Raw genomic sequence first — 23602 nt, 5'->3', positions numbered from 1 at the left:
AGGAGTGGTTTTTCCGTCACCTCACACTAAGCCGTAGGCGTGCTTACGGCACACCACCCCACAGGGCGGCGATGCGCCGTGCCAGCGGATACGGCTCCGGGCCGTTGCGGTTGCTCAGCACGATCACGGTCAGACGCTGCGCCGGGAACCGGAGCATCACGTTGCGGAAGCCGATGCTCTCGCCGGAATGCCATTGCATGGCGCCCTGCAGGCGCCAACCGAAGCCGTAATGCGCGACGTCGGATTCCGTCGTGGGGGTGGCGGGTGCGAACGCCGCCGCGCGCGAGGTCGCCGACAGCAGACGGTCGTCGTACAGCGCCGCATCCCAGAGCGCGAGGTCTGCCAGCGAGGAGTAGATGCCGCCATCCCCGAGCACCGCACTGGTCGTGCTCTGGTCGGTGCGCTGCCAGCGACCATCGATGAGGCTGTAGCCGAACGCGCGATCCGTCACCGCCGGGCCTTCGTCCTCGCGTGCCTGTGTCGCCGTCATGCCCAGCGGCGCGAAGATACGGGTCTGCAGGAATGCGGCGAACCGTTGGCCAGAGGCGCGTTCGACCACCAGGGCCAATAGCGCGTAGCCGCTGTTGCTGTATCGATAAGCGCTGCCGGCGGGGAAATAGAGACGATCCTCGCGTTCGAGCAGCTGCAGCACGTCGGCGTCATGCACCTGTCGTGTCTCGTGCGCCGGCATCAGGTCTTCGTAGTCGACCAGACCGGAGGTGTGGCTGAGCAGGTGGCGCAGCGTGACGCCGTCCGCCGCCGCAGGCAGGGACGGCAGCCAGTGCTTCAGCGGATCGTCGACCGACAGCGCGCCATCTTCTGCGAGCAACAGCAGGCAGGCAGCGGTGAACTGCTTGCTGACCGACGCCAGGCGGTAGTTGGTCGTGGGCGAGCTGGCGACGCCGGCTTCGAGGTCAGCCATGCCATAGCTACGCCGGAACGCCGGTGCGCCGTCCTTGAGTACCAGCACCGAGGCGCCGGGAACCTCGCCGGTGTAATCGCGCATCCACGCATCGATGGTGGCCTCGCGCGTGGCGGCGCTTGCTGCCCCTGTGGTCATCAGCAGGACTCCCCATAGCCAGACCGCTTTCATCGCGTTCTCCCGGCGTCGCGGTGTCCAGCCTAACGCACGCGATCAGTCGATGGCGGCTTCGGCGCGCAGTTGCCGTTCGCGCTCGTGTCCGAGGTAGCGGCGGATGCCGTGGCGCATCAGGTACAACAGCGGGATCAGTGCGATCGCGGCCAGCATCTTGTAGGCGTAGTTGACCGTGCTGACCGCCAGGAACAACGAGGTCGGCCACTTCTGCGGCCCCAGCACGAAGGCGATGTAGATGACCACGAAGCTGTCCACCAGTTGCGAGATCGCGGTCGAGCCGGTCGCGCGCAACCACACCCAGCGCTCACCGGTGGCGTTGCGGATGCGGTGGAACACCGACACGTCGATCAGCTGACCAACCAGAAACGCCACCACCGAGCCGGCGATGGTCCACATGCCCTGGCCGAAGATCGCGGCGAACGCCTTCTGGTAATCCGGCACGCCCTGCGCCTGCGCGGCCTCGACCCACCAGCCGGCCGGCGCCAGCGCGATGGCGGCGAACGCGAAGAGGAAGCCGTAGACGATCAGCGCGACCGCCAGCCACGAGATGAAGCGCACGCCGCGCTTGCCGAAGAACTCATTGATCGTGTCGGTCAGCACGAACACGAACGGCCACAGCAGCGTGCCGGCGGTGAAGCTGAGCGAACCGGTCTGGCCGAACAGGTTCCACGCCAGCGGCGCGATGCCCAGCGTGTCTTCCAGCGCGAAGATCTTGACGCCGATGAACTCGGCCAGCACGGCGTTCGCGCAGAACACCGCCGCCAGCACGATGAAGAGGCGGACCGCGCGATCGTCCAGCGTGCGCGGCGCCTGCATCGCTCAGCGCTCCCCGGCGCGCGTGAACGGCATGGTCTCCGGCGCGACGGCGCCGCCGGAAATGATGAAGCTCATGGCCTGGTCGACGGTCCAGTCGGTCGGCGTCAGCAGTTCGACCGGCACGATTTCCAGATAGCCCGACGTGGGATTCGGCGTGGTCGGCACGTAGACCGCGGCCAGCTCGCGGCCACTGCCTTCCTCGCGGATCACCCGCGTCACCAGACCGACCGATTTCATGTCCCGATGCGGGAAGTCGATCAGCACCACGCGCTGCGTGCTGCCCGGCTTGGTTTCCAGCATGTCCAGCAGCTTGCGCGCGCTGGTGTAGATCACGTTGGCCAGCGGCACGCGCGCGATCAGCGCCTCGAACCAGCGCAGCAGCCGCTGCCCGACCACGCGCCGGGTCAGCGCGCCGACGGCGACGATGACGAACAGCGTGGCGACCATCGCGATGGTGTTCTGCACCCACAGGCCATTGAACCAGCCCAGCGATTGCGGGAACGAGGCCGCGATCTGGTGCGACAGCGGTTCCACCCACGGCTTGCTGATGTCGGACAGCAGCACGAAGACGAACTTGATGACGACCCAGGTCAGCCAGATCGGCAGCAGGGTCAGCAGGCCGGTGATGAAGAGTTTCTGCACCGAGGGGCGGTGCGCGGGATGGTCGGGGGGCATGGCGATATTGTAGGCCGCCGCGCAGTCACGGCTATATAGTCGTCGGCAGGACGCTGTTGCAGGGGGAATGGAATGAGCGGTTTCTTCAGGTGGTTCGGTCTGCTGGCCTTCGGTGTGGTGGTGATCGCGGTGTCCCTGTACACCGTCAGTCGGCTGATGCCGGTCCCGGCGGAGGATGCCAAGGCGCTGGCCCTGGTCGAGGCACCCCGTACCATGGAAGGCCCCAACGGGTTTGCGGCGCTGTGGTCGTTGCGGCACGACGTTGCGGTGGCAGAGGCCGAGCGCCTGCTGGTCCTGGAGGTCGAGAGCTTCCGGGCGCGGCCGATCCTGGCCGGAGCGGGCGCGGAACCGTCGCTTGCTTCCGCGCTCGATGCATATCCCCGGATCGATGCCGAGGCGGGTAGCGATACGCTCTGCAGTGCCCGGGAGACGCAGTGCCTGCGACATGTCCGCGATCGCATGGACGCCCTCGTGCCAGCTGTGGCGATCCGGAAGACGCTCGCGGCGCGGGTCGCTGCACTGGACGACTACGATTATTTCCGTAGCCCGTTTCCGGCACGGCCGGACACGCCACTGCCCGGCTACAACCCGCTGTTCCAGATGCAGACCCTGTACGCATACGCGTTTGCGCGTGGAGATCGCGAGGAGGGCCTGCGTGGCGTCTGTCGGAATGCGTCGATCGCCCGCAAGCTGGTGGCCAGCAGCGACATGCTCGTGGGCGGGGCAGTGGGAACGGCGCTGATGGATACGTCCGCAGCGCTGTTCGTCGACATGCTGGCGAACCTTCCCGCTGATTACCCTTTGCCGCACGAATGCGCTGCGGCATTCGACGCGGATGGCGCGATGATCGCCGGCATCTGCCCCACCATGATCGGCGAAGGACGCTACCTGATGGAGGGCTTCCGTGCATTGAATGCCGGCGAGCCGCACTGGCATCGAAGGCTCATGACGGACCTCTTCCTCGACCAGCGCAAGACGATGGCGCGCGGCGCGCGTCGCCACGCGTGGTTCTGCAGCTCGCAGGCCGATGCGCTCCTGCGCGCGGATACGCCGCTCGGCAAGCACGCACCGGTGTCCGGAGGGTGGACGTTCTCCTGTCTCGCGAACGCGACCGGCTGCATTCTCGACAACATCGCCGCGCCTTCGCTGGCGGGCTATGCGGAGCGCTTCCAGGATACGGAGGCCCGGCTGCGTGCGGTGTCGGCCTGGCGGGCGTTGCGTGAGCAGGCCAACGATGCGCGACCGCTGGGTGAGCGGCTCGACGAATGGCAGCGCGCGCATCCGGGGGGGCGCGGGATCCGTGTCGGTCCCGACGGGAGCGGGCTGGAGATCGACCTATTCAACGACAGGCAGGGCCTCGTGTTCACGCTGCCCCCGCCGGCACCGTGATCAGCGCGGCCGGCGTGCCTCGGGCTTCAGCCGCACGTAGATCTGCTTGCGCACACGGGCGACCACTTCGTTCTGCGCGTTGAACACATCCGCCGGCATCCAGCGCAGGTGCTTCTCGCCGTTGACGGCCTCTGCGCGGATTTCCTCGAGCACGCGTTCGTCCAGACGAAACTCGGCGTGCAGCGTGCCTTTGCCGGGCTTGACGAATTCGATCTCGGCGGCCTTGTCCCAGACGTAGTACTCGCCGCCCAGGCGCTCCTTGGCCAGGATCATCCAGAACGGATCAGTCATGGCGAACAGGCTGCCGCCGAAATGCGTGCCGACGTAGTTGCGGTTCCAGGGGCGCATGCGCAGCTCGACGCGCGCGAAGCTCCAGTCGGGGGCCATCTCGGTGACGTGGATGCCGCTGAGCAGGAAGGGCGGCCACACGTTGAAGATGTGGCGCAGGGTGCCGGGTTTCATGCAGGACTGCTTTGTTCGGTGATGACGGGAGTCTTCGCGGTTCAGAACAGCAGGGAGGACATCTTCCTGCGGTACTGGCTGACCAGCGCCTCGTCCTCGATCACCCGGAAGGCATCGATCAGGCTCTTGCGCGCCAGTCCGTCCTCGTAAGCGCGATCGCGCTTGAGCATTTCCAGGAACTGTTCGAGCGCCGCTTCGGAGTTGCCGGCGACCAGTGCGTGCACGCCGAGTAGATGGCGTGCCCGCAGGTCGTCGGCGTTCGCGGCGATGGCAGCGCGCAGGGCATCGGGTGCCGGCGCATCCTTCAGCGCTGCGGCGAAACCCAGACGTGCGCGCGCCTTCACCGCGCGATCGTCGGTGGCGAGGTTGGCGGGCAGGGCGTCGAGCAGACGCTCGGCTTCGGGTGCCTCGCCGGTCTTCAGCAGGGCCAGCACGAGGTCCAGCTTCAGTTCTTCCTTGTCGGGCTCAGCCGCGATGGCCTCGCGCAGCGCTGCGACCTGCGCCTGCGGATCGAGCGGGATCTCTTCGGCGGCGGTATCGGCCGCTTCGGCCGGCTGCACGCCATGCGAAGCCAGGAACTCGCGCAGCTGGCCTTCCGGCAACGCGCCGGGGAAGCCGTCGACGATCTGTCCGCCCTTGACCAGGAAGACGGTCGGTACCGAGCGGATCTGGAAGGCCGCCGCGATCTGCTGTTCCTTGTCGACATCGACCTTGGCCAGCAGGAAGGCACCGTTGTACTCGCCTGCCAGCTTTTCCAGGATCGGCCCCAGCGTCTTGCATGGCCCGCACCACGTCGCCCAGAAGTCGACCAGTACCGGCACCTCCAGCGACTTGCGCAGGACGGTGTCCTCGAAGGTCTCGGTGGTGGCGTCGAAGACGTGGGGCAGGTCGCTCATCGGCTGGCTCATGGGGGTGGGACGTGGCCTTCAAATGGAGTCGGGGGCGGCAGCATACAAGGTGATGTAAAAAAGGTTTGACATCATGGTGTTGAAATGTAATGTATGCATTACATTTTGTCCGGCTTAGGTGACTACGATGACGCTGCAACGGGGTGGATGGCTGGTGCTGCTGATCGGCGCGATGCTGGCGTTCTGGGCGCTGCTGGCGGGGCCTGACACGTTGGCAGGCATCGATCTGGGCAAGTGGGGTACCGCCCTGCTGGTGGCCGTGGCGTGGATCCCGATGTATGCCGTGTCACGCGCGCCGGTCGGCGAGGCTGAGCGTGGCGTGTCGCCGGGCGAGTGGAAGGCCTGGGTCGGCGTGGCCTTCATGGCCGTGGCGACCGCCTACTTCCTGGCCAAGTCGCACGTATTCGTCGATGGCCCGGCGTGGAACAACCCGGCGGCCCAGGCCGTCGGCCGCAACCTGGTCCTGCTGCTGGTCGCCTGGAGCATCCTGACCGGCGTGCTGGGCGCGCGCTGGAAAGGACGCGTGCAGGAGGATGAGCGCGACCGCGAGATCGAAAAGCAGGCGGCCGGCTGGGGCCGTGGCGGACTGCCCTTCTGTCTGATCGGCCTTGCGGTGATGCTGGCGTTCTCGCCGGCCGAGCGCCTGGCCTGGGCGACGCATTTCATGATCGCCAACCTGCTGGTCTTCGCGCTGATGTGGGGCTGGCTGTGCGAGTACGCGGCGACCGCGGTGATGTACTGGCGCGACCGTCGATGACCGGCACGCCGATCGCCAACGACATCCGCCGCCTGCGTTTCGAGCGTGGCGAGATGACCCAGCAGGCGCTGGCCGATGCCTGCGGGGTGACGCGTCAGACCATCATCGCGCTGGAGGCGGGACGCTATGCGCCATCGCTGGAACTGGCGTTCCGCATCGCGCGTGCGTTCGGCGTGGGCATCGAAGCGGTGTTCCGCTGGGAAGACCCGGCATAGCGCGGACGCCATGCCGGTCTGCTAGGGTCGCGGTCCCGGCGCGCAGCGGCGCCATCGACGAAGGAACAGGGATCATGGGAATGCGACGCATCGTGATGGGACTGTTGCTGGCGACCGCCGTGACCGGAACGGCGTGGGCGAAGGATGAGATCCGCGCGTCGTCGACCACCAACCCCCCGCCGAGCGAAGCGCTCGGCCAGTTCGACCGCTACGAGCTGAAGCCGGCGACGCTGGCACCTGATTACGCGGAGCATCCCGCCAACAAGGAGGCGCTGGTGGCCTTCCAGCGCAACCTCGACGAGCGCGTGGGCGCCTGGGTCGCCGAACAGAACGCGCTTGCGGCGAAGAACACGCCGCCGCGCACGCTGGTGATCGAGCCGCGGATCGAGAAGATCCGCTTCATCAGCGGCGGCAAGCGGTTCTGGGCGGGTGCCTTTGCGGGCAGTTCGCAACTGCTGGTGAAGCTGAGGCTCACCGACTCAGCGACCGGCAACGTGATCGCCGAGCCGGAGTTCTACCAGCATGCGAAAGGCATGGCGGGCGCGTGGACGTTCGGCGCGGCCGATAACACGATGCTGGTGCGTACCGCTTCGCTGGCGCGCGACTACCTGCAGGGCAACCACGCCACGGCGCAAGGTGGTGCGACGGGCTGGGAGCAGGACTGAGGTGGCAATGTCGCGCCCGGATCACGCCGCATGAGCCGCTTATTTTCCTTCGCTGGGCCCGCGGCCACGTTGCTGTTCGTGGCTGCGCTGCTCGGTTTCGGCCTGGCATTGCTGGGCTATTCGCAGGTCGCGCATCCGGTCGCCGTGCTGGGCGCCAAGGGCGTGCCGAATGCGCTGGGCTTCAACCTGCTGGGCTTCGTCTTCGCTGGCGTGCTTGCAGCCGTGGCTACGTTGGACCTGCGCCGCCGCCTGCCGGGTGACGCGGGCTGGCGGCTGCGCGTCGGCGCGCAGCTGACGCTGCTGTCCGCGCTGGGTTTCGTGGCGATGGGGCTGCTGCCGCTGGATCCCGAGGATCTGGACAATCCGGCCAGCAGTCTGCACGCCACGGCGTGGATGCTGTGGTGGGTGTCGTTCGTGCCGGGTGCGTTTCTGGTCGCGCTGGGTCTGCGCGGGCGTCCTCAATGGCGTCCGCTGGCGCGGACCAGCGTCGTGGCAGCGCTGCTGGTGCTGTTCGTCGCGTTGCTGGCGGTCGAACTGATGCCGGCCGGCATCGCCCAGCGCCTGGGCTATCTCGGCTGGCTGGGCTGGCTGTGCGTCGCCTCGCTCGGTGCGCGAGGCGACGGCTAGCTTCAATGCGACTTACGGACGGCGATACACCTTGCCGTCCTTCATCACGAAGTCGACCTTCAGCACCGCATTGATGTCGGCGACCGGGTCGCCCGGCACGGCCACGATGTCGGCGCGCTTGCCGGCCTCGATCACGCCCTGGTCGTCCACGCCCAGCACTTCCGCCGCACGGATGGTCGCGGCTTGCAGTGCCACATTGGCGGGAATGCCGGCTTCGACCATGTAGACGAACTCGCGCGCGTTGTCGCCGTGCGGGCCCACACCCATGTCGGTGCCGAAGGCGATCTTCACCCCATTGCGGTAGGCATTGCCGGCGGTCTCCTGGATCAGCGCGCCGATCCGCTGGGCCTTGGGGCGCACCACGGGCGGGAAGTAGCCGTCGATCTTGGCCTTCTCCGCTACGAAACGGCCGGCGTAGATCGTCGGCACGTACCAGGTACCGTGCTGCTTCATCAGCCGCATGATCTCGTCGTCCATGTACGTGCCGTGTTCGATGCTGGTCACGCCGCCGAGGATGGCGCGCTTCATGCCTTCCTTGCCGTGCGCGTGCGCGGCGACGCGGAAGCCGTAGTCGCGCGCGGTGTCGACGATCGCCTTCACTTCGTCGACGACGAACTGCGGCGCGTCGCCGGACTTGGCGTAGCTCAGCACGCCGCCGGTGGCTGTGATCTTGATGACGTCGCTGCCGTCCTTGTAACGCTGGCGCACCGCCTGGCGGGCTTCGTCCGGCGAATTGATCACGCCATCGGTCGGGCCCGGTGGGCCGAGGAGGTGCGACAGGCGGTCGTTGAAGCCATTGGTCGGATCGGCGTGGCCGCCGGTGGTGGCGATCGATTTGCCGGCGGCGAAGATGCGCGGGCCCTTCACCAGGCCTTGGTTGACCGCGTCGCGCAAGTGCGGCGCCACTTCGCCGCCCAGGTCGCGCACGCTGGTGAAGCCGGCCATCAGGGTCTTCTCGGCATAGCCCACCGAGCGGAAGGCATAGTCCACCGGATCCAGACGGAAGCCTTCCGAATAGCTCTGCGGGCTGGATTCGCTGCCCAGGTGCACGTGCAGGTCGGTCCAGCCGGGCGTGCAGGTGTGGTCGGCCAGGACGATGGACTCGGCATCGGCCAGCTTGGCGCGGCCGGGAATGACCTCGGCGATCCTGCCGTCGCGGACCAGCACCGTGTGCTCACCCAGGATCTTGCCGCTGCGGGCATCGAACAGCTGGTCGCAATGCAGGGCGAGCGTGGTCGGCGCGGCGGTCTGCGCGGTGGCGGGCAGGCCCATGGAGGCCAGGGCGAGGGCGAGCAAGGTCTTGGTCATCTGGGATCCCCGGTTTCGACCCCTCCATGCTACCCGCTGGCGTGGCGGGTCATGGTGCGCTGCGGTACCCTTGGCGGCTTTGCCGTTGCCGCCGTCGCACACCGCCATGTCCATTGCCGCCGAACCCGCTTCCTACGATCCGAAAACCGTCGAATCCCAGGCCCAGTCCTTCTGGGAGGCCCGGCGCGCCTTCGAGGTCGACGAGCAGTCGGACAAGCCCAAGTTCTACTGCCTGTCGATGCTGCCGTATCCGTCCGGCGCGCTGCACATGGGCCACGTGCGCAACTACACCATCGGCGACGTGATCAGCCGCTACAAGCGCATGACCGGCCACAACGTGCTGCAGCCGATGGGATGGGATGCGTTCGGTCTGCCGGCTGAGAACGCGGCGATCAAGAACAAGACCGCGCCGGCCAAGTGGACCTACGCCAACATCGAGCACATGCGCAGCCAGCTGAAATCGCTGGGCTACGCCATCGATTGGTCGCGCGAGTTCGCCACCTGCCGCCCCGACTACTACGTGCACGAGCAGCGCATGTTCACCCGCCTGCTGCGCAAGGGCCTGGCCTACCGCAAGAACTCGGTGGTGAACTGGGACCCGGTCGACCAGACCGTGCTGGCCAACGAGCAGGTCATCGACGGCCGCGGCTGGCGCAGTGGCGCGCTGGTCGAAAAGCGCGAGATCCCGCAGTGGTTCCTGCGCATCACCGATTACGCGCAGGAACTGCTGGACGGCCTGGACGACCTGCCGGGCTGGCCCGACGCGGTCAAGACCATGCAGCGCAACTGGATCGGCCGGTCGGAAGGCCTGGAAATCCAATTCGCGGTCGAAGGCCACGAACCGCTGACGGTGTTCACCACCCGTCCCGATACGCTGATGGGCGTGACCTTCGTGTCGATCGCCGGCGAGCATCCGCTGGCGCTGAAGGCGGCCGCGTCGAACCCGGCGTTGGCGGCGTTCCTGGAGGAACTGAAGCACGGCGGCGTGTCCGAGGCGGAGCTGGAAACGCAGGAAAAGCGCGGCATGGATACCGGCCTGCGCGCCGTGCATCCGATCACCGGCGACAAGGTGCCGGTGTGGGTCGCCAACTTCGTGCTGATGGGGTACGGCACCGGCGCGGTGATGGCCGTCCCCGGCCACGACCAGCGCGATTTCGAGTTCGCCAGCAAGTACGCGCTGCCGATCCAGCAGGTCATCGCGCTGAAGGCGCCGAAGAACGACGACGAGAAGACCTACGACGCCACCACCTGGCGCGACTGGTATGGCGACAAGGCGCGCGATGACCTGGAACTGGTCAATTCGGGCGAGTTCGACGGGCTGGATTACCGCGGCGCCTTCGAGGCGCTGGCCGAGCGTTTCGAGCGCAAGGGCCAGGGCCAGCGCCGGGTGAACTACCGCCTGCGCGACTGGGGCGTCAGTCGCCAGCGTTACTGGGGTTGCCCGATCCCGGTGATCTACTGCCAGAGCTGTGGTGCGGTCCCGGTGCCGGATTCGGACCTGCCCGTCGTGCTGCCGGAGAACGTCACCCTCGACGGCGTGAAGTCGCCGATCAAGGCCGATCCCGAGTGGCGCAAGACCAAGTGCCCGCAGTGCGGCGCGGCTGCCGAGCGCGAGACCGACACGTTCGACACCTTCATGGAATCGAGCTGGTACTACGCGCGCTATACCTCGCCGGGCGCGAAGGACATGGTCGACAAGCGCGGCAACTACTGGCTGCCGGTCGACCAGTACATCGGCGGCATCGAGCACGCCATCCTGCACCTGATGTATTTCCGCTTCTATCACAAGCTGTTGCGCGACGCGCGCATGGTGGACAGCGACGAGCCGGCCACCAACCTGCTGACCCAGGGCATGGTGATCGCCGAGACGTTCTACCGCGACAATGCCGACGGCTCGAAGGACTGGATCAATCCGGTCGACGTCGAGATCCAGCGCGACGACAAGGCGCGCGTGGTCGGTGCCACGCTGAAGGCCGACGGCCAGCCGGTGAAGATCGGCCCGGTCGAGAAGATGTCGAAGTCGAAGAACAACGGCGTCGACCCGCAGTCGATGGTCGACAAGTTCGGCGCCGACACCGTGCGCCTGTTCTCGATGTTCGCCGCGCCGCCGGAACAGTCGCTGGAGTGGAACGAGGCAGGCGTGGAAGGCATGGCGCGTTTCCTGCGCCGCCTGTGGACGCAGGTACAGAAGCATGCCGCCGACGGCGCCGTCGAGACGCTCGAGGCTGCGGTGCTGACCGCGGACCAGAAGGCCGTGCGCCGCAAGACGCACGAGACCATCGACAAGGTCGGCAACGACTATGGCAAGCGCCACAGCTTCAATACCGCCATCGCCGCGGTGATGGAACTGTCCAACACGCTGGGCAAGTTCGACGATGCCTCGCCGCAAGGACGCGCCGTGCGCCAGGAGGCACTTGAGGCTGCGGTGCTGTTGCTCAATCCGATTACCCCGCATGCCAGCCACACGCTGTGGCAAGCGTTGGGGCATGACGAGGCGCTGCTGGAGGACGTGGCGTTCCCGCAGTCGGACGCCGATGCACTGGTACGCGATTCGGTGACGCTGGCCGTGCAGGTCAACGGCAAGCTGCGCGGCACCATCGAGGTGGGCGCGGATGCGCCGCGTGACCAGGTGGAGGCGCTGGCCAAGGCGGAGCCCAACACCGCCAAGTTCCTCGAGGGCCTGGCGATCCGCAAGGTCATCGTGGTGCCGGGCAAGATCGTCAACATCGTGGCGGGATAAGGGGACGGGGCGTCTTGCCCCGGTGTTCACCTGCGGTCGGGCTACGCTCTTGCCGCCCATGACAGGCTCGTCCAGACTTCGCCCATGATCCGATTCCGCCTGCCGCTCCTCGTCGTCGCCCTGGCTCTCCTGGCCGGGTGCGGGTTCCACCTGCGCAACAAGATCGCGCTGCCCGCCGACCTCGGTCCGGTCCGGGTTACCTCGTCGTCCAGCTCCTACAGTGCGCTGGTGACGAGCCTGTCGCGCGGTCTGCAGGCCGCGGGCGGTACGCTGGCGGCCCAGATCGGTGATGAAGAAGCCGTTTCGGCGTCCGGTACGCAGGTCGCGACGCTGCGTGTCGTGTCCGAGCGCTGGGGCGACCTGCCGATCGCCGTGGACCAGTTCGGTCGTGCGCAGGAGTTCAGTCTGCGCTATGCGGTGGTTTTCGCCTTCACCAGAGCGGACGGCACAGACCTGGTGCCGCAGCAGGTGGTCGAACTGTCGCGCGATTATGTGTCGCCACCTCAGGATGCCACGGGCACCACCACCGAACGCGAAGTGCTCGCCGACGAACTGCGCCGCGAGATGGCCGCCTCGATCCTTCGCCGTATCGACGGCGTGGTGCGTTCGGACCAGGTGAACGCGGCGCCCTGATGGAACTCAAGCCGGAACAGCTGGCGGCGCGCGGCACGTCCGAGCCGCTGCTGCCGGTCTACCTGATTGCAGGCCCCGAAACGCTGCGCGTGCTCGAAGCCGCCGATGCGGTGCGTGCCCATGCGCGTGCGCAGGGCATCGGCGAACGCGAGGTCTTCGATGCCGACGGGCGAGATTTCGACTGGGGCCAGTTGGAGGCCAGTTTCAACGCGCCCAGCCTGTTCAGTGCGCAGCGGCTCGTCGAGGTTCGCCTGCCGGGAGGCAAGCCCGGCAAGGAAGGCGCCGAGGTCATCAGTGCCTTCTGCGCCAACCCGCCGCCCGATGTGGTGCTCCTGATCACGGCGGGCGAGTGGGGCAAGGCCTATCAGGGCAAATGGAGCGATGCGGTTGCCCGCGTCGGGATGCTGGCCGTCGCCTGGGCGATCAAGCCGCACGAGTTGCCCGGGTGGATCGAGAGTCGTCTGCGCAGCAAAGGCCTGCGCGCCGACCGCGATGCGGTGCAGCTGCTGGCGGACCGCGTCGAGGGCAACCTGCTTGCTGCCGCGCAGGAGATCGACAAGCTGGCCTTGCTCAGCGACGGCCAGATGCTCGATGCCGAGCGCATGGAGTCGCTGGTCGCCAACGCGGCACGCTACGACGTGTTCCGCCTGACCGACGCCGTGCTGGCGGGTCAGGGCGCTCAGGTATCGCGCATCCTCGCTGGCCTGCGTGCCGAGGGCGACGTGGTCGCCGGCCTGATGCCGATGATCGTCAAGGAGCTGCTACGCACGGCGACGCTCGCGCGCGTGCAGGCCAATGGCGGCAATCTCGCCAACGAGATGAAGGCGCAGGGCATCTGGGAGGCGAAGCAGGCACCGTTCAAGCGCGCGCTGCAACGTCATGCCACGCCCGCGCGCTGGGACCGCTTCGTCGCCGAGGCATCCAGGATCGACCGCACCGCCAAAGGCCGGGGCGATGGCGATGCCTGGGTCGGGCTGGAGCGGCTGCTGCTGGCCATCGCGGATGCGAAGGCCGTGCGCCTGCTGGTCGCCTGACGGACGATGCTGCAGGTCCTCTACGGCGGCACATTCGACCCCGTCCACAACGGACATCTGGCCATCGCGCGTGCGGCCCACGATATGTTCGACGTGCCGATTCGCCTGATGCCCGCCGCGGATCCGCCGCACCGGGCCCCTCCCGGTGCTACCGCCGCCCAACGCGTCCATCTGCTCGATCTCGCGGTACAGGAGTGGCCCGGCCTGTGTGTGGACCGGCGCGAACTCGAGCGCGCCGAGCGCGATCCCGGGGCGCGCTCGTACACGGTCGACACGCTGCGCGAACTGCGGCAAGAATGCGGAGAGGCGCTTCCGGTGGCCTTGTTGATCGGCGCGGACAGCCTGCTGGGCTTGCCCGCATGGAAGGCGTGGTCCGAGCTGTTCGACCTGGCGCATTTCATCGTCGCCGACCGTCCCGGGAGTGGCCTCGATGCCGGCTTCACCCCTGTACTAGCGGCGGCCTTGGAAGGGCGCTGGACCGACCAGCCGGCGGACTTGCACCGGTCGCCCGCAGGCTGCGTTTACCGCCTGCACCAGCCCCTGCAACCGGAATCGGCCACCGAGATCCGTCGGCGGATCGGCGCCGACGAGGCCTGGCGCCATCTGGTCCCGGCGGCGGTCGCGGATGCCATCGCCGACGAAAGGCTCTACGTCCCACGGGCCGTTGACGCTGGTCCGCTATAATCCCCGTCGAGTTCCCGGAGCCACCAAGCCTTTGTCCAGCCAAGCCCACGTCATCAAGACCCGCCTTCCCAGCCCGCCCCCGGCCTTGCCGGACCTGCTCGCCACGGTGCATGCCGCGGTGCAGGAACTGAAAGCCAAGGATGTCGTCGAGATCGACGTGCGCGGCAAGTCCAGCGTCGCCGACTACCTCGTGATCGCCTCGGGTACCTCCACCCGCCACGTGAAGTCGATCGCCGACGAAGTGGTGAAGTTCGCCAAGAAGCTCGACGTGATGCCGCTGGGCGTGGAAGGCGAGCGCGAGGCCGAGTGGGTACTGGTGGACCTGGGCGACGTCATCGTCCACGTCATGCTGCCGCGCGTGCGCGAGTTCTACGCGCTCGAGCGCCTGTGGACCGTCGGCGACCAGCCGCCGGAAGACGTCGAGACGGCGGACGAATCGCGGCTGTAGGGAGTCGCCGGTGGCCAAGGAAGGTCGTTGGAATTTCTATGCGCTCCGGGTGGACGACCAACTTGCGTCTATCTACCTCGACCTGAACCTCGCCGATGAAGTGGCGACGGACGAGTACCCGGTGATGGCTTGGCTGCGTGTGGAAATGCGCGAGCCCCGCGATGATGGACTGTCCAGCCAGCAGGAATTCGATGCGCTGATGGCGCTGGAAGATCGGGTGATCCCGTTGCTGGTGCCTGACGGCGATGGCGCCTATGCCGGCCGCAACACCTCGTCGGGTTGCCGCGATTTCTACTTCTACCTGCCGCAGGGCGATGCCTGGGACGCCCAGGTCGAGCGGGCCATGCGCGCGGCACCCGAGTATCGCTACCAGTCGGGATATCGCCCCGATCCGGCATGGAGCACGTATCACGGGTTCCTCTATCCCGGTCCGCGTGCGCGTGAATCGATGGAGAACCGCGATGTCTGCGCCGCACTCGAAGAGCAGGGCGATGCGCTGCGGCAGCCGCGCGAGATCGATCACTGGGCCTCCTTTCCCAGTGCCACCGCACGCGACGAGTTCTTGCAGAAAGCCGCCATGGGGTTCGAGAACCGCACGCCGGATCGCGACGACGACGGTGAGCGGGAATGGGGCGCGCAGGTGTTCCGTCACGACGTCCCTGCGTACGGCACCATCGACGCTATCTGCCTGCCGCTCTACGATCTTGCGGGCGAGTGCGGGGGTCACTACGACGGTTGGGAATGCGAAGTGCTCGCCGGAGCTTCGTAGTCCGCTCTTACGGATTCCCGTGCAACGCGGCGCCCCGCGCCGGTAACATGCGGCCATGAAATGCCGCCTCATCGCCACCGGCGAGCGTGCGCCGACCTGGGTCGCGCAGGGCTTCGCCGAGTACCAGAAGCGCCTGTCGCACTGGCTGCCGTTCGAGCTCGTCGAGATCGAGCCCGGCCTGCGCGGCAAGGGGCGCGATCCGCAGCGATCGATCGATGACGAGGGCAAGCGGGTGCTGGCGGCGTTGCCGAAGAGTGCGCACATCGTGGCGCTGGAAGTGACTGGAAAGCCGTATTCATCCGAGCAACTGGCGCTGCGGCTGGAACACTGGCGTACGCTGGGTCGCGACATCGCGTTGCTGATTGGCGGACCCGAGGGCCATGCCCCGGACGTGCTGGCGGCGGCGCACGAGAAGTGGTCGCTCAGCCCGCTGACGTTGCCGCACATGCTGGTGCGGCTGGTGGTGGCCGAACAGGTCTATCGCGCCGCCGCGATGCTGGCGAACCATCCTTATCACCGCGCCTGACCCCGACGGATACGTCCCAAAAGAAAGCCCGCCGAAAGGCGGGCTTTCTGGCTCACGCATTGCGCGTCACTGCAGGTTGAAGGCGATCGGCACCAGTCCGTAGGCCTGTACCGCCTGCCCGTTCTGCATGGCGGGCTTGAAGCGCCAGGTCTTCAACACATGCTGGCGGGCCTCCTTGTCCAGATTGCGGTTGCCGCTGCTGGTCTCGATGGTCACGTCGACGGGCTTTCCATCGATATCCACCAGCACGCGCAAGATCACAGTGCCCTGGATGCCGTTGCGCAGCTCGTTGATCGGATACCGCGGCGACGTCGCGCGGACGTACTCCAGTGTCGCCGAGGACAACGGGCCGGTGATGCCTTGTCCGGATGTGCCGCCGATCTCGCCGCTGTCGATCGCCGGAAGGTCGATGACGCGCTCGCTTCCGGTGTTGTCGATGATGGGAACATCGATGACGGGAGGCGTCTCGATACGCGGCTGCACCGCCGGCCGGGGTTCGACGGGTTTGGGCTCTACCCGCTTCACGATCTCGGCATCGACCGGCTTCTTCGGTTCGACCTTTTCCTTCGGGTACCAGCGGACGTCTTCTTTCGGCTTGGCAGGGGCTGCGAGGGGCGGCGCGGCCATCGGCATCAGCAGCATGAGCAGGGCGGCAGCGTGGACCGCGATGGCAGCCGCGATGGCGGCGATGCGGCCGATGTCGATGCGGGTATCGGAACCGTGGGGTAGTGCGCGAACCATGATCCACCTCCTTGAGGGCTGTGAACGGAACAACGCTCGGCCGCAGGGAGTGGGGTTGCAACGTCCCGGCGCCGCAAGCCCAGACTGTACTCCCGCGGATGGCATCCGCAAGAGGGGGCGGGTTCGACCTTGGGCGTAGTCCGGAGGTCCGGCCCGGAAACGAAAACGGCGCCCTGCGGGCGCCGTCATCGCAAACGGTCGGGCAGGGTTTACTTGCCCAGTTCGAACACCACGTCCAGATTGATCGAGACCGTGGTCTCGCCCGGCGAGACCGGCGGCGCGCCGCCGGCATCGCGGGCCTCCATCTTGGCCATCGCCATCATCGGCATCGGGCGGAAACCGCCGTTGCCCTCGGAGATGCTGACGATGCGGCGCACCTTCAGGCCCAGCGACTTCGCATAGGTGTCGGCACGGGCCTGCGCCTTCTTCAGCGCCGCCAGGCGGGCTTCGTCGTAGACCGGCTCCGGGTTGTCGATCTCGAAGCTGGGGCCGTTGATCTGGTTGGCACCCACGCCGGCCAGCGCATCCAGCACCTTGCCGAGCTTGGCGATGTCTCGGACCTTGATGCTGACCGTGTTGTTGGCCTGGTAGCCGGTGATCTTGGGGGCTTCGTTCTCGGCATAGCGGTACTGCGGGTTGAGGCTGATCCCGCTGGTCTGCACGTCCTTGTCGGCGATGCCGGCGGCCTTGATGGCGGCCACGACCTTGGCCATCTGTTCGCTGTTCTGGCGCATGGCGGTGTTGCCGTCGATCGCCTGGGTGACGACACCGGCGGAGATCGAGGCGATGTCCGGCACGCGCGAGGCCTCGGCCTGCGCCGACACGTTGAGCAGGGTGCCGTCGGCCGGGATGGCGTAGGCCGGAACGGTCTGGGCGGACGAGGTCATGGCGGCAGTGGTTCCGAGGGACAGGGTCAGGGCGAGCAGCAGGGGGCGGATCAGGGGCAGACGCATGGGATCTCCTTTTCTGGTTCGAGTGGCAGGCACCCGGTCGTCATCGACGCGCAAGGGTGTTCACGATGACATGAACGAGCCGTGATCCTGCGCAGGGTTATGCGGTTCCGGCACGTATCAGGGACCATTCAGTCAGGCGGCGCGGGTTATTCTTCCACGATGCTTTATCTGGCCTCCCAATCCCCCCGCCGTGCCGAATTGCTGACCCGCCTGGGACTGTCCTTCGGGCGCATCGACCTCGACATCCCCGAGCACCGCCAGCCCAATGAGCCGGCCACCGACTACGTCCGCCGCGTCGCGCGCGAAAAAGCGGGCGCAGGACTGCTGAAGGTGGTCGCCACGCCGGGCGCCGTGGTGCTGGGCGCCGACACCGAGGTGATCCTCGGCGACGAGGTCTTCGGCAAGCCCGTGGATGAAGCCGACGCGGCCGCCATGCTGCGTCGCCTGTCCGGTCGTACGCACCAGGCGGTTTCCGCCGTATCCGTGGTCAGTGCATCGCGCGAGGCGCAGGCGCTCGTCGTCACCGATGTGAGCTTCGCCGAGCTGGACGAGGACGATATCGCCGCCTACGTCGCCAGCGGCGAGGCGATGGGCAAGGCCGGCGCGTACGGCATCCAGGGGCGGGCCGAACAGTTCGTCACCCGCCTGGCCGGCAGCTACTCGGCGGTCATGGGCCTGCCATTGCATGAAACGGCGAAGCTGCTGCGCGACTTCGACATCCACCCATCGGCAACCGCCGCCACCGCGTCAGCCTGAGGGAAGGACCCCATGTCGGAAGAAATCCTGGTCAACGTCACCCCGCGCGAAACACGCGTCGCGGTGATCGAAAACGGCATGCTGCAGGAACTGCACATCGAGCGCGGCTGGCGCCGCGGCGTGGTGGGCAACATCTACAAGGGCAAGGTGCAACGGGTGATGCCCGGCATGCAGGCGGCATTCGTCGAGGTCGGGCTGGATCGCGCGGCGTTCCTGCACGCGAACGACATCGTGCGCTCCTCGCCGGGCGCGGTGGTCGAAGGCGAGGAGGCACCTCTGCCCACGCCGCCGGCCGCGCCGATCATGGACCTGCTGCGCGACGGGCAGGACATCGTGGTGCAGGTGGTGAAGGATCCGATCGGCAGCAAGGGCGCGCGGCTGACCACGCAGATCAGCATCCCGTCGCGCTACCTGGTGCTGCTGCCGCAGTCGAAGGTCATCGGCGTGTCGGCGCGGATCGAAGATGAAGCCGAGCGTCATCGCCTCAAGCAGGTCGTGACCGAACTCGCGGGCCTGCATGGCGGGCACGGCTACATCATCCGCACCAATGCCGAGGGCCAGCCGGCCGAAGCGCTCGCCGAAGACATCGCTTACCTGTCGCGCGTCTGGAACGTCGTTGAACGGCGCGGGCGCGAGTCGCCCTCGTGCAGCATCCTGTACGAAGACCTCAGCCTGCCGCTGCGCGCCGTGCGCGACCTGATCCGCAAGGACGTGGAGAAGGTGAAGGTCGACTCCAAGGAAACCCACGAACGGCTGCAGGCCTTCGTCGCCAAGTACATGCCGGTGCTGGCCGAGCGCATCGAACTCTACAGTGGCGAGCGGCCAATCTTCGATCTGTACGGCGTCGAGGATGAGATCGGACGCGCGCTGGACAAGCAGGTGCCGCTGAAATCCGGTGGCTACCTGGTGATCGACCAGACCGAGGCGATGACCACGGTCGACGTGAACACCGGTTCTTTCCTGGGCCAGCGCAATCTGGAAGAGACCGTCTATCGCACCAACCTGGAAGCGGCGCAGGCGGTGGCGCGCCAGCTGCGGCTGCGCAATCTGGGCGGCATCATCATCATCGACTTCATCGACATGGACGATCCCGAACATCGTCGCCAGGTGCTGCGCACGCTGGAGAAGTCGCTGGCGAAGGACCACGCCAAGACCACGGTGTACGAGTTCTCGCCGCTGGGCCTGGTCGAAATGACACGCAAGCGCACGGTCGAGAGCCTGGCGCGGCAGCTGTCCGAGCCGTGCCCGGAGTGCAGCGGCCGTGGCAGCATCAAGACCACCGAAACCGTCACCTACGAGATCTTCCGCGAGATCACCCGCGCCGTGCGCCAGTTCGAAGCCGCGCGCCTGCTGGTGATCGCTTCGCCCAAGGTCGTTGCGCGCATTACCGACGAAGAGTCGACCGCGGTGGCCGAACTGGAAGAGTTCCTCGGCAAGTCGATCCGCTTCCAGGCCGACGAGCAGTACCTGCAGGAGCAGTTCGATGTCGTGCTGCTCTGACGCGCGGGGCAGGGCGGACGCGTAGTGCCCACGCCGCTGCGCCGCCGCCTGCGCCTGGCCCGCCGGGGTGCCGTCTATGGCATCGCGGTGGTGCTCGTGTGCATGGCCGTGGTGCTCGGCATCGCCAGCCAGGTGCTGCCGTTGGCCGAGCGGCATCCGGACCGCGTCGCGGCATGGCTCAGTGAGCGCGCGGGCCGGCCGGTCGCCTTCGATGCGGTGAAGACGCAATGGACACGGCGCGGCCCGCTGTTGCAGCTCGACGGCCTGCGCCTGGGTGAGGGCGACAGTGGCGTGCGTATCGGGCAGGCCGAAGTGCTGGTGTCGATGTACGCCGGTCTGCTGCCGGGACGGTCCTTTACCGAATTGCGCCTGCGCGGGCTGTCGCTGACATTGCAGCGCGGCGATGACGGCAAATGGGCGGTGCGCGGTCTGCCCGGGCAGCAGCAGTCCACGGAAGATCCGCTGCAGAGCCTGGAAGGCCTTGGCGAACTGCAGGTGATCGACGGCAAGCTGGCGATCGTTGCGCCGTCGCTCGGCTGGGATATCCGTCTGCCCGAGATCGACCTGCGCCTGCGGGTGGACGGCGACCGTGTCCGTGCGGGTACGCGTGCCTGGATCCGCAAGGACGCCGCGCCGTTGAACGTGGCGGTCGACTTCGACCGCAAGGCCGGCGATGGACGCGCCTACCTCGACGTATCGGCGGACGACATCGGTGCGTGGTCGCCGCTGCTGCGCTATGCCGGCGTGGTCGCCGAGCGCGGCAACGGGCGCGTGCAAGCATGGACGGAACTGCGCCAGCATCGCGTGGTGCTGGTGACGGCCGACGCCCGCCTGCGCCAGGTCGGATTGCAGGGGGCACCCCTGCCGGACTCCGATGCGCCCTCGCGCATCGCGTTCGAACAGATGGAAGGCCGCCTGCGCTGGCGACTGGTGTCGGGAGGGTGGCGACTGGATGCGCCCCGACTGCGCGTCGGCACGGCGCCGGCCGTACAGACCCTCGACGGTCTGGTCCTTGCGGGTGGCGAACGCTATGCCCTGCTGGCCGACCAGGTGGATGCAGCGCCATTGTTCGCCGTGCTGGGCCTCAGCGACAAGGTCGATGCCGGCTTGCGGCGCTGGCTCGTACAGGCGCGGCCCGGTGCGCGACTGGCGAGACTGACGCTGGCCGGCCGCAAGGACGGCGCGGTGCATGCCGAAGGACAGTTGCGCGACATCTCCTTCAGGGCGGTGGGCGACGCACCCGGGTTGAGCGGGCTGGCGGGCGATTTCGACGGCGATGCGGCGGGCTTCCGGCTGAAACTGGATCCGACGGCGGCGATGCGCTTCGACTGGCCCAGCGGATTCGCGGTGGTGCACGACGTTCGCCTGCAGGGCGACGTGCTCGGTTGGCGCGAAGGCGCGGGCTGGCGCGTGGGCACTACCGCGCTGCACGTGCAGGGCAAGGATTATGCGGCCGACGTGCGGGGCGGCATGTGGTTCCAGGGCGACGGCACACGGCCATGGATCGATCTGGCGGCGGAGCTCGCCGACGCGCCGGTGCCGGTGGCGAAGGGCTTCTGGATCCACCACAAGATGCCGAAGGCGGCCGTCGACTGGCTCAATGGAGCGCTGGTCGGTGGCACCGTGCGGAACGGACGCGCGATCGTCAGCGGCGACCTGGACGACTGGCCGTTCACCGACCGCAACGGCCGGTTCGAAGCCGTGGCTCACATCGAGCACGGGCAGTTCAAGTTCCAGCCGGAGTGGCCGCAGCTCGAACAGGTGGATGCGGACATCGCCTTCATCGGCAATGGCTTCGAGCTGAAGGGGCGCGGCGCGCTCGCGGACGTCGCGATCCCGGCCTTCCAGGCCGGCATTGCCGACTTCGGCGACGGCGACCTGAAGATCAGCGCGCGGACCGCCACCGATTCGGGCCGGCTGCTGGCGCTGCTGCGGCAGAGCCCCTTGCACGAGACCTACGGCGACACGCTCGACCATCTGCAGGCCAAGGGCCCGGTGGCGGCGACGTTCGATTTGTTGCAGCCGCTCCATGCGGATGAGCAGGCGCGCAGGAAGCTGGCCGGTACTGTCGAGCTGAAGGGCGCGAGGCTGGCGGAAACGCGCTGGGATCTGGTGTTCGACAACGTGCACGGCAAGGCGAAGTACGACGACGGCGGGTTCGCCTCAGGTCCGTTGCAGGTCGTGCACGAGGGCCAGCCGGGCGTGCTCGGCCTGCGCGCCGGCAGCGGAACGCGCGACCGCACCCAGGCGTTCGAGGCCGACCTGTCCGCGATGGTGGATGCCGATCGCCTGCTCGATCGCGCCCCGGAAATGGCGTGGTTGAAGCCCTACATGGAAGGGCGGTCGGCGTGGACCGTGGGCGTGAGCATTCCACGCACCGCGTCGGGTGCGCCCGAAGCCCCCACGCAACTGAGCCTGACGTCCGATCTGGTGGGCACGGCGATGAGCCTGCCCGCGCCGATGCGCAAGTCCCCGGCGACACCGTTGGCGACCACCGTGCGGGCGCCGCTGCCGATGGGCAGTGGTGAGATCGACGTGGCGTTCGGTGACCTGCTGGCGCTGCGTGCACGCAGCACCAACGGCCAGACCGGTGTGCGCGTGGTGCTGGGCAGCGACGTGGTGAAGGACGCGCCCCCGCCGTCCGGCCTGGTGGCGACCGGCCGCACCGGCACGCTGGATGCGCTGGAATGGGTGGCGGTCGCGCGGGGCGGCGGGGAAGGCGACGGCCTGCCGTTGCGCCATATCGATGTCACCGCCGAGCGGCTGCTGATGATCGGTTCGGTGTTCCCCGATACGCGGCTGCAGCTGGCGCCGGCGCAGCGGGCGCTGGCGGTGTCGCTGGACGGCGACGCCCTGTCAGGTGCGCTGCTGGTGCCGGATGCGAAGGGTGCGCCGGTGGCAGGCAAGCTCGCGCGCGTGCATTGGCGCAAGGCGGCGTCCACGGGCGCGGAGGCGTCCGCGGGCGCCGTACGCACGGCCACCGATGACATCAACCCGGCCGAGGTGCCGCCGCTGTCGCTGGATGTCGAGGACCTGCGTTTCGGCAACGCGCGTCTGGGCACGGCCAAGCTGCGCACGCGACAGCAGGCTGACGGCCTGTATGTGGACCAGCTGCAGTTGCGCTCGCCCGGCCAGCAGATCGATGTGCGCGGGCAGTGGACCGGGACTGGCGATGCTGCGCGTACGCGTTTCGCCGCCGAGGTGAAGAGCGAGAACTTTGGTGTGCTGTTCGACGATCTTGGGCTCGGCGACCGCGTGGGCGGTGGTCACGGGCAGGTCACCGCGGATGCCGGCTGGCCCGGCAGCCCGGCCGCGTTCCGGCTGGCCGCGCTGGAGGGCAGCGTGAAACTCGCCGTGCGCGATGGCCACCTGCTCGAATTGGAGCCGGGCGCCGGTCGCGTGCTCGGCCTGCTCAGCGTGGCCGAAGTGCGGCGGCGGCTGATGCTCGATTTCAGCGACTTCTTTTCCAAGGGGTTCGCGTTCAACCGCATCGATGGCGATATCCGCATCGGCGGTGGGCTGGCGCGCAGCGACAACCTGCTGATCGATGGCCCCGCGGCCGAGATCGCGATCCGCGGCGACACCGACCTGCGCGCCGAACGGTTCGACCAGACGGTCGACGTGAAGCCGAAATCCGCCAACGTGCTGACGGCGGTCGGCGCGGTGGCCGGAGGCCCCATCGGTGCCGCGGTCGGTGCGGTGGCCAATGCGGTGCTGAAGAAGCCGCTGGCCGAGATGGGCGCCAAGACCTACCGCGTCACCGGCCCGTGGAAATCGCCCAAGGTCGAAGTGGTGGGGCGCGAACAGTCGCGCGCCCGTGACGACGACGACCGCACTGATCGCGCCGGCGCCCCCTGACGCCGGCGTACATGGCCGCGGCGCGGCTTGCCGACGCCGTCC

At 67.8% G+C, this 23602-nt stretch carries 23 protein-coding genes; 15 read left to right on the top strand and 8 right to left on the bottom strand.

Translation table 11 applies throughout. The annotated features are described in order from the left end of the window. Positions 1 to 43: 43 nt before the first annotated feature. The 3 genes from IB230_RS05505 to IB230_RS05495 form a co-directional block, all read right to left on the bottom strand. Positions 44 to 1060 carry a serine hydrolase domain-containing protein gene (locus IB230_RS05505; protein ID WP_225589210.1) on the bottom strand — a complete coding sequence of 339 codons (1017 nt, stop codon included), beginning with the start codon at positions 1058 to 1060 and terminating at the stop codon, positions 44 to 46. A 75-nt stretch (positions 1061 to 1135) separates the two neighbouring features. Continuing rightward, entirely contained in the window at positions 1136 to 1912 is a 777-nt protein-coding gene (locus IB230_RS05500) for a queuosine precursor transporter (RefSeq protein ID WP_192269757.1), read from the bottom strand. Between the two features lie 3 nt (positions 1913 to 1915). Further along, positions 1916 to 2587 carry a DUF502 domain-containing protein gene (locus IB230_RS05495; protein WP_192269754.1) on the bottom strand — a complete coding sequence of 224 codons (672 nt, stop codon included), beginning with the start codon at positions 2585 to 2587 and terminating at the stop codon, positions 1916 to 1918. 72 nt (positions 2588 to 2659) lie between these two features. Between IB230_RS05495 and IB230_RS05490 the strand changes: the two genes are divergently transcribed. Then, the gene (locus tag IB230_RS05490) at positions 2660 to 3976 is read left to right on the top strand and encodes a hypothetical protein (RefSeq protein ID WP_192269751.1); all 1317 of its coding nucleotides are present in this window, start codon (positions 2660 to 2662) and stop codon (positions 3974 to 3976) included. Here IB230_RS05490 and IB230_RS05485 read toward each other — a convergent pair whose 3' ends face one another. After that, positions 3977 to 4438 carry a DUF4442 domain-containing protein gene (locus IB230_RS05485; RefSeq protein WP_192269748.1) on the bottom strand — a complete coding sequence of 154 codons (462 nt, stop codon included), beginning with the start codon at positions 4436 to 4438 and terminating at the stop codon, positions 3977 to 3979. A gap of 41 nt (positions 4439 to 4479) precedes the next feature. Further along, positions 4480 to 5334 (bottom strand): thioredoxin, encoded by an 855-nt coding sequence (trxA, locus tag IB230_RS05480; protein ID WP_192269745.1) that lies wholly within the window; start codon positions 5332 to 5334, stop codon positions 4480 to 4482. A gap of 139 nt (positions 5335 to 5473) precedes the next feature. Here trxA and IB230_RS05475 point away from each other — a divergent pair, with 139 nt between their 5' ends. From IB230_RS05475 to IB230_RS05460, 4 genes are all read left to right on the top strand, one after another. Then, a complete protein-coding gene (locus tag IB230_RS05475) occupies positions 5474 to 6103 on the top strand; it encodes a hypothetical protein (RefSeq protein WP_192269742.1) in 630 nt (209 codons plus the stop codon). Continuing rightward, a complete protein-coding gene (locus IB230_RS05470; protein WP_192269739.1) occupies positions 6100 to 6318 on the top strand; it encodes a helix-turn-helix transcriptional regulator in 219 nt (72 codons plus the stop codon). The genes IB230_RS05475 and IB230_RS05470 overlap by 4 nt, the downstream gene beginning before the upstream one ends. A 74-nt stretch (positions 6319 to 6392) precedes the next feature. Further along, entirely contained in the window at positions 6393 to 6983 is a 591-nt protein-coding gene (locus IB230_RS05465; protein WP_192269736.1) for a DUF4410 domain-containing protein, read from the top strand. 30 nt (positions 6984 to 7013) lie between these two features. Beyond that, complete coding sequence (locus IB230_RS05460; RefSeq protein ID WP_192269733.1) at positions 7014 to 7610, top strand: DUF998 domain-containing protein; 597 nt, start codon at positions 7014 to 7016, stop codon at positions 7608 to 7610. A 12-nt stretch (positions 7611 to 7622) separates the two neighbouring features. On the opposite strand, the gene IB230_RS05455 is transcribed toward IB230_RS05460, so the two are convergent. Next, complete coding sequence (locus IB230_RS05455; protein WP_192269730.1) at positions 7623 to 8918, bottom strand: amidohydrolase family protein; 1296 nt, start codon at positions 8916 to 8918, stop codon at positions 7623 to 7625. 106 nt (positions 8919 to 9024) lie between these two features. On the opposite strand from IB230_RS05455, the gene leuS reads away from it, so the two are divergent. From leuS to rlmH, 7 genes are all read left to right on the top strand, one after another. Then, a complete protein-coding gene (leuS, locus tag IB230_RS05450) occupies positions 9025 to 11658 on the top strand; it encodes a leucine--tRNA ligase (RefSeq protein ID WP_192269727.1) in 2634 nt (877 codons plus the stop codon). A gap of 84 nt (positions 11659 to 11742) precedes the next feature. Further along, on the top strand, positions 11743 to 12291 hold the full coding sequence (gene lptE / locus IB230_RS05445) for an LPS assembly lipoprotein LptE (RefSeq protein ID WP_192269709.1): 549 nt from the start codon (positions 11743 to 11745) through the stop codon (positions 12289 to 12291). Continuing rightward, a complete protein-coding gene (gene holA / locus IB230_RS05440; protein WP_192269686.1) occupies positions 12291 to 13325 on the top strand; it encodes a DNA polymerase III subunit delta in 1035 nt (344 codons plus the stop codon). The genes lptE and holA overlap by 1 nt, the downstream gene beginning before the upstream one ends. Before the next feature lie 6 nt (positions 13326 to 13331). Then, positions 13332 to 14009: a nicotinate-nucleotide adenylyltransferase gene (gene nadD / locus IB230_RS05435; protein ID WP_192269682.1), complete on the top strand. Its 678-nt coding sequence runs from the start codon at positions 13332 to 13334 to the stop codon at positions 14007 to 14009. 31 nt (positions 14010 to 14040) lie between these two features. After that, positions 14041 to 14457, top strand: a complete 417-nt coding sequence (rsfS, locus tag IB230_RS05430; protein ID WP_056878289.1) for a ribosome silencing factor — start codon at positions 14041 to 14043, stop codon at positions 14455 to 14457. Between the two features lie 10 nt (positions 14458 to 14467). Further along, entirely contained in the window at positions 14468 to 15226 is a 759-nt protein-coding gene (locus IB230_RS19915; RefSeq protein ID WP_192269679.1) for a DUF695 domain-containing protein, read from the top strand. A 55-nt stretch (positions 15227 to 15281) separates the two neighbouring features. After that, the gene (gene rlmH, locus IB230_RS05420) at positions 15282 to 15752 is read left to right on the top strand and encodes a 23S rRNA (pseudouridine(1915)-N(3))-methyltransferase RlmH (RefSeq protein ID WP_192269677.1); all 471 of its coding nucleotides are present in this window, start codon (positions 15282 to 15284) and stop codon (positions 15750 to 15752) included. A 66-nt stretch (positions 15753 to 15818) separates the two neighbouring features. Here the strand turns inward: rlmH and IB230_RS05415 are convergent, their stop codons facing one another. Next, positions 15819 to 16493: an energy transducer TonB gene (locus IB230_RS05415; protein ID WP_192269674.1), complete on the bottom strand. Its 675-nt coding sequence runs from the start codon at positions 16491 to 16493 to the stop codon at positions 15819 to 15821. Positions 16494 to 16702: 209 nt separating this feature from the next. Then, positions 16703 to 17446 carry an SIMPL domain-containing protein gene (locus tag IB230_RS05410; RefSeq protein WP_192269671.1) on the bottom strand — a complete coding sequence of 248 codons (744 nt, stop codon included), beginning with the start codon at positions 17444 to 17446 and terminating at the stop codon, positions 16703 to 16705. Positions 17447 to 17605: 159 nt separating this feature from the next. Here IB230_RS05410 and IB230_RS05405 point away from each other — a divergent pair, with 159 nt between their 5' ends. The 3 genes from IB230_RS05405 to IB230_RS05395 are packed head-to-tail and all read left to right on the top strand — an operon-like array spanning position 17606 to position 23560. Next, the gene (locus IB230_RS05405) at positions 17606 to 18202 is read left to right on the top strand and encodes a Maf family nucleotide pyrophosphatase (protein ID WP_192271303.1); all 597 of its coding nucleotides are present in this window, start codon (positions 17606 to 17608) and stop codon (positions 18200 to 18202) included. A 12-nt stretch (positions 18203 to 18214) separates the two neighbouring features. Further along, a complete protein-coding gene (rng, locus tag IB230_RS05400) occupies positions 18215 to 19702 on the top strand; it encodes a ribonuclease G (RefSeq protein ID WP_162337581.1) in 1488 nt (495 codons plus the stop codon). Between the two features lie 24 nt (positions 19703 to 19726). Beyond that, on the top strand, positions 19727 to 23560 hold the full coding sequence (locus tag IB230_RS05395) for a YhdP family protein (RefSeq protein WP_192269667.1): 3834 nt from the start codon (positions 19727 to 19729) through the stop codon (positions 23558 to 23560). Positions 23561 to 23602: the final 42 nt, after the last annotated feature.

This window comes from Pseudoxanthomonas sp. PXM01, from assembly GCF_014851815.1.
In the GTDB taxonomy this organism is placed as follows: domain Bacteria; phylum Pseudomonadota; class Gammaproteobacteria; order Xanthomonadales; family Xanthomonadaceae; genus Pseudoxanthomonas_A.
Note: the sequence above shows the minus strand (reverse complement) of the source record. Positions and strands in the feature narration are given on the sequence as shown.